Origin of the sequence: Polaromonas naphthalenivorans CJ2 (assembly GCF_000015505.1) — a bacterium.
Classification (GTDB): Bacteria; Pseudomonadota; Gammaproteobacteria; order Burkholderiales; family Burkholderiaceae_C; genus Polaromonas; species Polaromonas naphthalenivorans.
Genome location: NC_008781.1, coordinates 1,818,518 through 1,830,727 on the forward strand (window position 1 = coordinate 1,818,518; position 12,210 = coordinate 1,830,727).

Below are 12,210 nucleotides of genomic sequence, written 5' to 3' on the forward strand. Positions count from 1 at the left end.
CGCAGTCGAATGAACAGTCGCCTGTATCGTCATTGGACAGTTGCAGTTTGACGTGTGGCTTTGAGAAACTGGACAAAACCAGGGTCGGCAAATGCGGCTGGAGGCAACTCATCAGTCAGCAATGCCGAGTCCACTTCAGCCAGTTCCTGTGTCCTGTTGTCATTTTGAAACGAATTGATGGCCAACAGGCCCACGACCAGTGCAATCAACGGCAGCACCGAGCCAATCCGGCCCCACCAACTCAAGCCTTCATCGGCGCCCCAGGTCAGCGCCGCGCTGCCGCCTACATTGACCGCATGACCTGCTGTTTGGGTTTTTGCGATCTTGCGCTGGGAGACCGCCTGTACGCGGGCTGCGCGCAAGCGCTCGGAGATGTCGTGCGGCAGGTCTGCCGTACCTGCCGACAGGTAAGACACGGTTTTGAGACCGAAACGGTCTTGCAGAATGTCTGCTCTTTTTTGAGGTGAATTCTTCATAGTTTGATCCCTTTGGCGCTCAGCGCTTTACTGAGGGCGTGAACTGCACGGGAACAGTGTGTTTTGACGCTGCCTTCCGAGCAACCCATGGCTGTGGCCGTTTCAGCCACATCCATTTCCTCCCAGTAACGCATCAGAAAGGCTTCCCGTTGACGGTCCGGCAACTCCTTTATCTCAAGTTCAATTTCATGCAATATTTGAGCCCGTTCGGTGGCGTCCTGGGCGCTTTCCGTGCCTTCAGAGTTGCTCAGACTCTCCAAAGTTTCCAGAAGATCAAAATTGCCATCTTCTCCGGAGGCAGAAAACTCGCTCATGTTGGAAAAAAGGGCGTTGCGGGTCTTGCGGCGCCGAAACCAATCGAGTGTGGTGTTGGACAAAATTCGCTGGAACAGCATGGGCAACTCCGCAGCCGGTTTGTCACCGTAGTGCTGCGCCAGTTTCATCATGCTGTCCTGGACAATGTCAAGCGCGGCTTCTTCGTCCCGGACGTGGTAAATGCTGCGTTTGAAGGCCCGTTTTTCAACGCTTTTCAGGAAGTCGGAAAGTTCTTGTTCAGTTGCCAACGGTGTGATTCCGGGTTGTCCAGCGTTTTTATTGTGCTCAGGCCTAAATGTTTCGTTGCATGGCCTTCAAGCCAATGTTCAGTCTGAAAATTATCGCACCACGTCTGCGAGTGTCGGATACGTGGCTGTTTCAGGATTGAAAGGCGCTTCGCGGCAAGCGGGTAGCGCACGGTGTCATAATGCTGCCTGCAAATCAAAAGGCAAACGGGTCATGGCTCGGCGGATTATGTTTCTGCTTATGGTTTTGGCCTCAAGTCTCGACGCAGCTTCACAAGAGCGGGCCAAGAGGCACCCTAGGTATTTCGTTAGAGAAATTCACAAAGGTTCATCATGGAAATCACAAAAGCGGAAATTGCTTCCGCAGCGGCAACATCTGCCCAAACCAACCCTCAGGATCTGCGGGGCGCTGAAATCCTCGTAAAAGCGCTTCAGGCCGAAGGTGTCAAGTACATCTGGGGCTATCCCGGCGGTGCGGTTCTTCATATTTACGACGCCTTTTACAAGCAGGACTCGATCCAGCATGTGCTGGTGCGCCACGAGCAGGCCGCAGTACATGCCGCCGATGGTTATGCCCGCGCCACTGGCGATGTTGGCGTTGCGCTGGTCACTTCCGGCCCTGGCCTGACCAATGCTGTGACCGGGATTGCAACGGCCTACATGGACAGCATCCCCATGGTCATCATCAGCGGCCAGGTACCGACCGCCGCCATTGGCCTGGATGCCTTCCAGGAATGCGATACCGTCGGTATCACCCGCCCGATCGTCAAGCACAACTTCCTGGTCAAGGATGTACGGGACATGGCCGAGACCATGAAAAAGGCTTTCCATATCGCCCGCACCGGCCGGCCTGGTCCTGTGGTGGTCGATGTGCCCAAGGATGTCTCGTTCAACAAGACCCTGTATACCGGCTACCCGAAGAGCGTTGAAATGCGCTCCTACAACCCGGTTCGCAAAGGCCATGCCGGGCAGATCCGCAAAGCCTTGCATCTGCTGATGGCGGCCAAGCGGCCCTATATTTACACTGGCGGCGGCGTATTGCTCAGCAACGCTTCGCAAGAGTTGCGCACGCTGGTGGACATGCTGGGTTACCCATGTACCCATACGCTGATGGGCCTGGGCGCCTACCCGGCCAGCGACAAGAAGTTTCTCGGCATGCTGGGCATGCATGGCACGCTCGAAGCCAACAACGCCATGCAGAATTGCGACGTGCTGCTAGCTGTCGGCGCGCGTTTTGATGACCGTGTGATTGGCAACCCCAAGCACTTCGCCCAAAACGAACGCAAGATCATCCACATCGACATCGACCCGTCGAGCATTTCCAAGCGCGTGAAAGTCGATATTCCCATCGTGGGCGATGTCAAGGATGTGCTGACCGAACTGATCGCCATGATTCGCGAATCGGGCCTGAAGCCTGACGCCGATGCGCTGGGCGGCTGGTGGAGCACGATTGACGAGTGGCGCAAGCGGGACTGCATGAAGTACAGCCTGGGCACCGGCGACGTGATCAAGCCGCAGTATGTGGTCGAGACGCTCTGGAACATGACCAAGGACGCCGACACCTACATCACCTCGGATGTCGGCCAGCACCAGATGTGGGCCGCGCAGTACTACAAGTTCGACGAGCCGCGCCGCTGGATCAATTCCGGCGGTCTGGGCACCATGGGCGTCGGCATTCCCTATGCCATGGGCATCAAGCTGGCCAAGCCGGACTCGGAAGTGTTCTGCATTACCGGCGAAGGCTCGGTGCAGATGTGCATCCAGGAGCTTTCAACCTGCCTGCAGTACAACACGCCGATCAAGATCGTGTCGCTCAACAACCGCTACCTGGGCATGGTGCGCCAGTGGCAGGAAATCGAATATGCCGGCCGCTACAGCAGCAGCTACATGGATGCACTGCCCAATTTCGTGAAGCTCGCCGAAGCCTATGGCCATGTCGGCATGCTGATCGAAAAGCCGCAGGATGTGGAGCCTGCACTGCGCGAAGCGCGCAAGCTCAAGGACCGTACCGTGTTCATGGATTTCCGCACCGACCCGACGGAAAACGTGTTTCCGATGGTCAAGGCCGGCAAGGGCATCACTGAAATGCTGCTCGGGTCCGAAGACCTCTGAGCGCATCGCCCTTTTATTTATTCACCCGTCAACTGACGAATCTATTGACTGCCGAGCCTGCGCATTACCGTGCGCAGGGGAGGGCAGCGAAAAGAGGAATCTATCTATATGAAACACATCATTGCAGTTTTGCTGGAAAACGAGCCGGGCGCTCTTTCCCGCGTCGTCGGCCTGTTTTCAGCGCGTGGCTACAACATCGAGAGCCTGACCGTCGCGCCGACTGAAGACCCGACGCTGTCTCGCATGACAATCCAGACCTCGGGTTCGGACGACGTGATCGAGCAGATCACCAAGCACCTGAACCGCCTGATCGAAGTGGTCAAGGTGGTCGATTTGACAGAAGGCTCCTACACCGAGCGCGAGCTGATGATGGTCAAGGTGCGCGCGGTCGGCAAGGAACGCGAAGAGATGAAGCGCATGGCTGATATATTTCGCGGTCGGATTATCGACGTGACTGAAAAGAGTTACACGATTGAACTGACGGGCGACCAGACCAAGAACGATGCGTTTCTGGAAGCGATTGACCGCAGCGCCATTCTTGAAACCGTGCGAACCGGTTCAAGCGGAATCGGCCGTGGCGAGCGGATTCTGCGGGTTTGAAATTGCCACTGTCCGAGTATCGGGTGTGGCAGGTTTTTTTATTTTTATTGCGATTATTTAGGAGCGACAGATGAAAGTTTTTTACGACAAGGATTGTGATTTGAGCCTGATCAAGGGCAAGACCGTGGCCATCATCGGCTATGGCAGCCAAGGCCATGCACACGCCCAGAATTTGAATGACAGCGGCGTCAAGGTTGTCGTAGGCCTTCGCAAAGGCGGCGCTTCGTGGCCCAAGGTTGAAAAAGCCGGCCTGCAGGTGGCTGAAGTGGCTGATGCCGTCAAGGCCGCTGATGTGGTCATGATCCTGTTGCCTGATGAGCAAATCGGCGCGGTTTACAAGAACGACGTGGCCCCCAACATCAAGCAGGGCGCTTCCCTGGTGTTTGCCCACGGCTTCAATGTGCATTACGGCGCCGTGATTCCGCGCGACGACCTCGATGTCTGGATGGTCGCTCCCAAGGCCCCGGGCCACACGGTACGCAACACCTATACCCAGGGCGGCGGCGTACCGCACCTGGTTGCAGTGCATCAGGACAAGTCCGGCAAAGCCCGTGACCTGGCCCTGAGCTACGCGATGGCCAATGGCGGCGGCAAGGCCGGCATCATTGAAACCAACTTCCGCGAAGAAACCGAAACCGATCTGTTCGGTGAACAGGCCGTACTGTGCGGCGGTGCGGTCGAACTCATCAAGGCTGGCTTCGAGACGCTGGTGGAAGCCGGCTATGCGCCAGAAATGGCCTACTTCGAGTGCCTGCACGAACTCAAGCTGATCGTGGACCTGATCTACGAAGGCGGCATTGCCAACATGAACTACTCCATCTCGAACAATGCCGAGTATGGTGAGTACGTGACCGGCCCGCGCATCGTGACCGAAGACACGAAGAACGCCATGCGCGCCGTGCTCAAGGACATCCAGACCGGCGAATACGCCAAGAGTTTCCTGTTGGAGAACATCGCTGGCGCGCCTACCCTGATCAGCCGCCGCCGTTTGAATGCCGAGCACCAGATCGAACAAGTGGGCGGAAAGCTCCGCGCCATGATGCCGTGGATTGCCAAGAACAAGCTGGTTGACCAGACGCGCAACTGATTTTTTGATCACAACGGACCCCGTCCTGCAAAAAGCCGCGCGACGTTCTTGCGCGGCTTTTTCAATGGTGCTGGCAAAATCGTCGCTTCCCGAAGCCCTGTTCTTGCACCTGGTCAGGATGGGCCGGGATCTGCCGCGTCACAGGGCCGTTTCACACATGGGGTCACAGACTCTGCGTGCTATGGATTCAATAGCTATTTGCGCGCACCAGTCGTGCTTGAGGAGTACTTTTTATGCATGATGGCGAGGATGACGTTCCTGCGAGCGCAGAGGTCTTGCCACGCAAACGGCGCAAGGGCATTTACATCTTGCCCAACCTGTTCACGCTGGCTGCACTGTTTGGCGGTTTTTATGCCATCGTCATGGCCATGAACGGCCGCTTTGACCAAGCCGCTATCGGCGTGTTCTGCGCCATGGTGCTCGACAGTCTGGACGGCCGGATTGCACGCCTGACCAATACGCAGAGTGCTTTTGGCGAGCAGATGGATTCGCTGTCCGACATGGTGTCGTTTGGCGCGGCGCCCGCCTTGATTGCCTATGTCTGGGCGCTGACCAGCCTGGGCCGCTGGGGCTGGATTGGCGCTTTTGTCTATTGCGCTTGCGCGGCATTGCGCCTGGCGCGGTTCAATGTCAATACCGCCGTGGTTGACAAGCGTTTTTTCCAGGGTTTGCCTTCGCCTGCCGCCGCCGCTCTGGTGGCGGGTTTTATCTGGTTGATGAATGATTGGGGCGTTGACGGGGTGGAAGTGCGCTGGATTACCTTTGGCCTGATGCTCTATGCCGGCCTGACGATGGTCACCAACGTGCCTTTTTACAGCTTCAAGGATATTCAGGTGAAACGCAGCGTTCCGTTTGTCGTCATCGTATTGATCGCACTCGGCATTGCCGTCATCAATATCGATCCACCTACGGTCATGTTCGGTCTGTTTGTTATTTATGGCTTTTCTGGCTATGCGCTGTATGGCTGGCGCAAGGCCAAAGGCCTGCAGACCAGTGTCATTTCCACCTCTACCGATGAACCTGACGAGCGTGGGCTGCACAAATAAATTGTGGTACATTGACCGAATGAAGAAAATTTCGCTAGCACTACTGCTATCTGCCAACGGGCGGAGACGGTAGCGCACGCGTACACCTGATTTCCACGGCCCGTTTGCACCAGCAACGGGCCGTTTTCATTTGGGTTGCTGGTTTTTGAAAATAATGAAAGTTCAATGATGTTGAAACTAATTTAAAGCCTGCTTCCAGATACACATTATTTTTTCTCTGCCGCACTGTTGCAGACAAAGCTCCACACCCTAAACCGAGAAAACTCCCATGACTGACAAACTCATTATTTTCGACACCACCTTGCGCGACGGCGAGCAGTCACCCGGTGCCTCCATGACCCGTGATGAAAAACTGCGTATTGCCCGACAACTGGAACGGCTGAAGGTTGATGTGATCGAAGCCGGCTTTGCAGCCAGCTCGAATGGAGACTTTGAATGTGTCAAGGCGATTGCAGAGGTTGTGAAGGATTCCACCATCTGTTCACTGGCGCGCGCCAACGACCGCGATATTTCACGGGCGGCTGAAGCCCTGAAACCGGCCAACTCGGGTCGTCTGCATCTTTTTCTGGCAACCAGCGCACTGCATATGGAAAAAAAGCTCCGTATGACGCCCGATCAGGTATTTGAGCAAGCGCGGCTTTCGGTGCGCTTTGCGCGCAACCTGATGGCTGACATCGAGTTCAGCCCCGAGGACGGTTATCGCTCTGACCCGGACTTTTTGTGCCGGGTCATTGAGGCTGTCATCAACGAAGGAGCCACCACGATCAATGTTCCCGACACCGTGGGCTATGCAATTCCCGAACTCTACGGCAACTTCATCAGGAACCTGCGTGAGCGTATTCCCAACAGTGACAAGGCTGTCTGGTCGGTTCATTGCCATAACGATTTGGGCATGGCCGTTGCCAATTCTTTGGCAGGGGTGAAGATTGGCGGCGCCCGGCAGGTTGAATGCACCATCAACGGCCTGGGCGAACGCGCGGGCAACTGCTCGCTTGAAGAAGTGGTAATGGCCGTGAAAACGCGCAAGGATTACTTCGGGCTGGATATTGGCATCGACACGCAGCAAATACTGGCTGCCAGTCGCCTGGTGAGCCAGACGACGGGTTTTGTGGTGCAGCCCAACAAGGCTGTGGTGGGAGCCAACGCTTTTGCCCACGCTTCCGGCATTCATCAGGATGGCGTCTTGAAGGCCCGTGATACCTACGAGATCATGCGGGCTGAAGATGTGGGCTGGTCAGCCAACAAAATCGTGCTGGGCAAGCTGAGCGGCCGCAATGCCTTCAAGCAGCGGCTGCAGGAACTGGGCGTGGCGATGGAAAGTGAAACCGACATCAACAATGCCTTCATCAAGTTCAAAGACCTTGCGGACCGCAAAAGCGAAATTTTTGACGAGGACATTCTTGCCTTGGTCAGCGATGAGAGCGTCACCCACAGCAACGAGCAATATGGTTTTGTGTCCTTGTCGCAGCACAGTGAAACCGGTGAGCGTCCCCAAGCATGCGTGATTTTCACGGTGGCGGGCAAGGAGGTCAAGGGCGAGTCAGACGGCAATGGCCCGGTGGATGCATCGCTCAAGGCGATTGAAACCCACGTCAAGAGCGGTGCCGAGATGGTGCTTTATTCAGTCAATGCCATCAGCGGTTCGACCGAAAGCCAGGGCGAAGTGACGGTGCGCCTGCAAAACAGTGGGCGCGTGGTCAATGGCGTCGGGTCTGATCCTGATATCGTAGTGGCTTCGGCCAAGGCTTACCTGAGCGCCCTGAATAAGCTGCAAAGTAAAGCCGACCGGGTTGCCGCGCAAGGGTAATGCCTTGGATAATTGAACAATATCCTTCATATTCAAGGGCTTAGCCCTCCTGTTTTTCCGCTGGCCAAGGCTGAAAGCCAGACCTGCGGTACTGATTTAAGAAAGTCACGCAAGCGCCTGATATTGCGTGACTTTTTCTATTTCTATACACTTCGGGGTTTCCCTACATCGCAACCAAAACAGGCAATATTTACCATGTCTAATCAGCTTTTGAGTCGCGCACTAAAAATCGTTGGATTCTTCGCTTTGTCGTTTGCCTTGGCCGTGCCTGCAGCCAACGCGGCATCCGCGAAATCATCGTCCAAACGCGCGATTGTCAAGAAGCCCCATGTCGCAAAATCGACAGCTTCCAAAAAAGTGGTTTCAACCCGCAAGAGTGTTCGTTTTGAAGCCAGCGCCAAGGTCGCGAGAACCAAGCGTCCCTCCATTATTCAGGCCTTGATTCCGGCCATTCCTTCGTTTGGCCAGATGGCCGGCCTGCACAGCGCCATCGATCCGCTGGATTTGAAGTCCAGCGTAGCCCTGGTGATTGATCAGGACACGCGTGAAGTGCTGTTCAGCAAAAATGACCATGCGGTCTTGCCTATTGCATCACTGACCAAATTGATGACCGGCGTCATCATTAGCGGCGCCAGACTGCCGATGGACGAGATGATCACGGTCACGCAGGACGACGTTGATACCGAAAAACACAGCCGTTCACGTCTGAGCGTAGGCGCCACGCTGTCGCGCGGCGAAATGCTGCATCTGGCCTTGATGTCCAGCGAAAACCGCGCGGCCCATGCTTTGGGCCGTACCTATCCCGGCGGCATGGCCACCTTTGTCAGCCTGATGAATGCAAAAGCCAAAATGCTGGGCATGCATGACACCAGTTATGCAGAGCCAACGGGCCTTTCAAGCCGCAATCAGTCCAGCGCGCAAGACCTGGCTGCTCTGGTCAATGCCGCGCACGGGGATCCGGTGCTTCGTGAGTTGACCACATCTCCCGGTTACCAGGTGGCTGTTGGCAGCCGCACCTTGCAATTCAACAACACCAATCGCCTCGTGAAAAATCCTGATTGGGATATTGGCCTGCAAAAAACGGGCTATATCAATGAAGCAGGTCAGTGCCTGGTGATGCAAACCAAAATTGCGGGCCGCAAACTGATCATGGTGTTTCTGGACTCAGCGGGTAAGCTGAGCCGGCTGGGTGATGCCGAACGCGTGCGCCGCTGGGTGGAAACCAATCCGGTCGTCACTGATCAAAAACTTAAGTTAAGTGCTTCGGACAAGCAGATCAGCGGTTAATCGTAACAGTCAGCAATTTGCTAACGCATGCCTGGCTCGGGTTTGCCGACCTGAAACAGGTGTGCAATCAGCTATTTTTGCTATTTTATTAATAGCTGGTTGCGCACACCCCATAAGCGTAAAAGCCACTTTTACCTTAAAGTGTAGCCAAGCGCTGACGATATTTCATTGGCTGTTGCCTGCAACTTGGGTAGCCAGCTTTCATCCAGCCGGTCGGCGGGTGCTGAAATTGACAGGCCGGCCACCAGTTTGTTCTGGTCGTCATAAATGCCGGCAGCCATGCAGCGAACGCCCAGTTCCAGTTCTTCGTTGTCGCGTGCAATGCCATATTGACGCGCTTTTGACAGTTCACGCTCCAGAACAGCTAGCTCGGTGATGCTGTTGCGCGTCTGGCCGGGCAGGCCGGTGCGTGTCGCGTAGGCACGCAGGCGCTGGGGGTCGTCAGAGGCCAGAAACAGCTTGCCCACCGACGTCAGATGCAGCGGCGCCCTGCCGCCGATAGCCCGTACCACCTGCATGCCGGAGCGTTCGCTGTACGTGCGTTCGACGTACAGGATTTCATCGCCTTGGCGCATGCTTAAATTGACCGGCTGCTGTGTCAGCTTGTGCAGTTCTCGCATGGGGATCAGGGCCGCATCACGGACATTCAGGCGTGCCTTGACCAGGTTGCCCAGTTCAAGCAGACGCATGCCCAGCCGGTAGTTGCCTGCCGCTGGCCGGTCCACGAAACGGCCCGTGGCCAGATCGTTCAGGATGCGATGCGCTGTCGAAGGGTGAAGGCCGGATTTCTCGCTGATTTCCTTGAGGGAAACGGCTTCTTCATGGGCGGCCAGAATTTCAAGCAGGGTGAACATGCGTTCAATCACCTGGACGGTCGGTTTGACGGGAAGGTCGCTGTCGGGTTTTATCATGTGCAGACTTTCTGCATCAGATTTTACCTTGTGAAATCAGTCGCGTAATTTGAACCAGTACCAGGCGTCGCCCCGTTGTTGGCCGTTAAATCATTCGTGACTGATGGCCTTGGCCGTGCTGGAAGCTATCCATTGGCCATTCTGCAGGATCTCGTTGGGCCGGAATCCGAGCTTGTAGTTCATTTTCGGGCTTTGCGCTATCCAGTAACCGAGATAGACAAAAGGCAGGCCGAGCTGCCGGGCCTGCTCTATCTGCCAAAGCACGCTGTAGTTGCCATAGCCGGCCTGATCTTCCGGTTCGTAAAAGGTATAAACCGCCGAGATGCCGTCTTCCAGCACATCGAGGATGGAGATCATCTTTAGGGCGCCTGCCTCGCCATTGGGCAAGCACTCGCGAAACTCCACCAGGCGCGAATTGACGCGGCTTTGCAGCAAAAACTGGGTGTACTGGTCAATGCTGTCGTGGTCCATGCCGCCGCCGGCATGGCGGCTGTTCTGGTAGCGCAGGTAGAGCTGATAGTGTTCGGGCAAAAAACACAGCTTGAGACTGCTGACCAGCAGCTTCTGGTGCCGCTTCCAGGCACGGCGCTGGCTGCGGTCGGGTTGAAAGGTGCTGACCGGCACGCGAAGCGGCACGCAAGCCTGGCAGCCGTCGCAGTAAGGGCGGTAGGTGAACATCCCGCTGCGCCGGAAGCCCTGGGTGACCAGTTCCGAATAAGCGTTGTTATGAATAAGGTGGCTGGGCGTTGCAACCTGCGAGCGAGCCTGCCTGCCCGGCAGATAACTGCAAGGGTAGGGCGCCGTTGCGTAAAACTGCAGGGTGTGTAGAGGCAGGTCTTTGAGGTGCGTCACGGTGTTGCGGGCGTTGCGTCATTCAAAATCTGATGCCAGTATAGAGAATCGAAATGCCATGCGGGAGCGGTTTTACCCACGTTCCGGCTGAGATGACTGATGAACTCGGCGCGGCTGATTTCACAAGCGCCGAGTGACGCAAGGTGCCCGGTATTTTGCTGGCAGTCGATCATCGCGATGCCCTTGGCGCGGCAAAAGGCCACCAGCGCAGCCAGCGCGATTTTGGAGGCGTCCGTCTGATGCGCAAACATCGACTCGCCAAACACCATCCGGCCCAGATTGACGCAATACAGGCCGCCGGCAAGTTCGCCGTTCACCCAGGTTTCCACGCTGTGGGCATGACCGGCGCGATGCAGTTCGCCGTAAGCCTGCTCCATTTCCGAAACGATCCAGGTGCCCGCCTGGCCGGCCCTGGGTTTGCTGGCGCAGGCGCTGATGACGCGCTGGAAGGCGCTGTCAAACCTGATTTCGCAGTGCGCATCGTTCATGAAGCGAACGATGCCTTTGCGCAAGGAGCGATGCAGCTTGAAGTCGCGTGTTTGCAGCACCATGCGCGGATCAGGACTCCACCACAGCACCGGCTGCCCCAGGCTGAACCAGGGAAAAATCCCGCGTGCGTAAGCCCGGACCAGGGTGGCGGCATCGAGTGTTTCGCCGGCCGCCAGCAGGCCCGGTGCCGGGTCCGCGCTGCCCCAGGCGTCTTCCAGTGGCGGAAAAGCCTGACCGGCCACAAGCCACGGCAGCGGCGGCGATGATGGCTTGATGTTTTTTTTAATCATTGCTATATTTTTAATAGCTACTCATGCGCGTGCTGATTGCGCAAAGGCCTTATTTTGTTCCAAAAATACGGTCCCCGGCATCCCCCAGGCCCGGCAGGATGTAGCCATGCTCGTTGAGCTGCCGGTCAATCGCCGCGGTGTAGATGTCCACGTCGGGGTGGGCTTTTTGCAAGGCGGCAACGCCTTCGGGGCAGGTCAGCAGACAGACAAACTTGATGGACCGGGGCTTGAGCTGCTTCAGCCGGTCAACCGCCGCGATGGCCGAGTTGCCGGTGGCCAGCATCGGATCGACGATGACAATGTCGCGCTCTTGCATCTCCTGCGGCATCTTGAAGTAATACTCGACCGGCGACAGCGTTTCAGGATCGCGGTACAGGCCGATGTGGCCCACGCGGGCGCCGGGCACCACGTTGAGAAAGCCATCGAGAAAACCGTTGCCGGCGCGCAGGATGGAAACCAGAACGAGTTTTTTTCCGTCAATGATCTTGCCGGTCGTGGTCTCCAGCGGCGTTTCGACTTCGATGTCCTGAAGCGGCATGTCGCGGGTGACTTCATAGGCCATCAGGTTGCTCAACTCGGCGAGCAGGGTGCGAAAGGTGCTGGTGGAGGCGTTCTTGCGGCGCATCAGGGTCAGCTTGTGTTGCACCAGTGGGTGGCTGATCAGGTGGACGTTGCTCATGAATGACGGGCTTT

Annotated in this window: 12 protein-coding genes; 6 read left to right on the top strand and 6 right to left on the bottom strand. The window is 56.5% G+C overall.

The features are described 5' to 3' along the window. Positions 1-29 precede the first annotated feature (29 nt). Both PNAP_RS08570 and PNAP_RS08575 read right to left on the bottom strand, forming a co-directional pair. Complete coding sequence (locus tag PNAP_RS08570) at positions 30-476, bottom strand: DUF3619 family protein (RefSeq protein ID WP_011801114.1); 447 nt, start codon at positions 474-476, stop codon at positions 30-32. After that, the gene (locus PNAP_RS08575; RefSeq protein ID WP_011801115.1) at positions 473-1,039 is read right to left on the bottom strand and encodes an RNA polymerase sigma factor; all 567 of its coding nucleotides are present in this window, start codon (positions 1,037-1,039) and stop codon (positions 473-475) included. Before PNAP_RS08575 ends, PNAP_RS08570 begins: the two co-directional genes overlap by 4 nt. Positions 1,040-1,369: 330 nt before the next feature. Here PNAP_RS08575 and PNAP_RS08580 point away from each other — a divergent pair, with 330 nt between their 5' ends. From PNAP_RS08580 to pbpG, 6 genes are all read left to right on the top strand, one after another. Then, positions 1,370-3,148 carry an acetolactate synthase 3 catalytic subunit gene (locus PNAP_RS08580; protein ID WP_011801116.1) on the top strand — a complete coding sequence of 593 codons (1,779 nt, stop codon included), beginning with the start codon at positions 1,370-1,372 and terminating at the stop codon, positions 3,146-3,148. Between the two features lie 108 nt (positions 3,149-3,256). Beyond that, on the top strand, positions 3,257-3,748 hold the full coding sequence (gene ilvN / locus PNAP_RS08585) for an acetolactate synthase small subunit (protein ID WP_011801117.1): 492 nt from the start codon (positions 3,257-3,259) through the stop codon (positions 3,746-3,748). Positions 3,749-3,818: 70 nt separating this feature from the next. Next, positions 3,819-4,835 carry a ketol-acid reductoisomerase gene (ilvC, locus tag PNAP_RS08590; RefSeq protein ID WP_011801118.1) on the top strand — a complete coding sequence of 339 codons (1,017 nt, stop codon included), beginning with the start codon at positions 3,819-3,821 and terminating at the stop codon, positions 4,833-4,835. A 233-nt stretch (positions 4,836-5,068) separates the two neighbouring features. Then, the gene (gene pssA / locus PNAP_RS08595) at positions 5,069-5,881 is read left to right on the top strand and encodes a CDP-diacylglycerol--serine O-phosphatidyltransferase (protein WP_011801119.1); all 813 of its coding nucleotides are present in this window, start codon (positions 5,069-5,071) and stop codon (positions 5,879-5,881) included. 268 nt (positions 5,882-6,149) lie between these two features. Further along, the gene (locus PNAP_RS08600; RefSeq protein WP_011801120.1) at positions 6,150-7,688 is read left to right on the top strand and encodes a 2-isopropylmalate synthase; all 1,539 of its coding nucleotides are present in this window, start codon (positions 6,150-6,152) and stop codon (positions 7,686-7,688) included. 195 nt (positions 7,689-7,883) lie between these two features. Beyond that, on the top strand, positions 7,884-8,975 hold the full coding sequence (pbpG, locus tag PNAP_RS08605; RefSeq protein ID WP_011801121.1) for a D-alanyl-D-alanine endopeptidase: 1,092 nt from the start codon (positions 7,884-7,886) through the stop codon (positions 8,973-8,975). 131 nt (positions 8,976-9,106) lie between these two features. On the opposite strand, the gene PNAP_RS08610 is transcribed toward pbpG, so the two are convergent. The 4 genes from PNAP_RS08610 to upp form a co-directional block, all read right to left on the bottom strand. Next, on the bottom strand, positions 9,107-9,886 hold the full coding sequence (locus PNAP_RS08610) for an IclR family transcriptional regulator (RefSeq protein WP_011801122.1): 780 nt from the start codon (positions 9,884-9,886) through the stop codon (positions 9,107-9,109). 90 nt (positions 9,887-9,976) lie between these two features. Further along, the gene (locus PNAP_RS08615; RefSeq protein ID WP_011801123.1) at positions 9,977-10,738 is read right to left on the bottom strand and encodes an arginyltransferase; all 762 of its coding nucleotides are present in this window, start codon (positions 10,736-10,738) and stop codon (positions 9,977-9,979) included. Beyond that, positions 10,735-11,517, bottom strand: a complete 783-nt coding sequence (gene aat / locus PNAP_RS08620; protein WP_011801124.1) for a leucyl/phenylalanyl-tRNA--protein transferase — start codon at positions 11,515-11,517, stop codon at positions 10,735-10,737. The genes PNAP_RS08615 and aat overlap by 4 nt, the downstream gene beginning before the upstream one ends. Positions 11,518-11,566: 49 nt before the next feature. After that, positions 11,567-12,196, bottom strand: coding sequence for a uracil phosphoribosyltransferase (upp, locus tag PNAP_RS08625; protein ID WP_011801125.1), 630 nt, complete (start codon positions 12,194-12,196; stop codon positions 11,567-11,569). Positions 12,197-12,210: the final 14 nt, after the last annotated feature.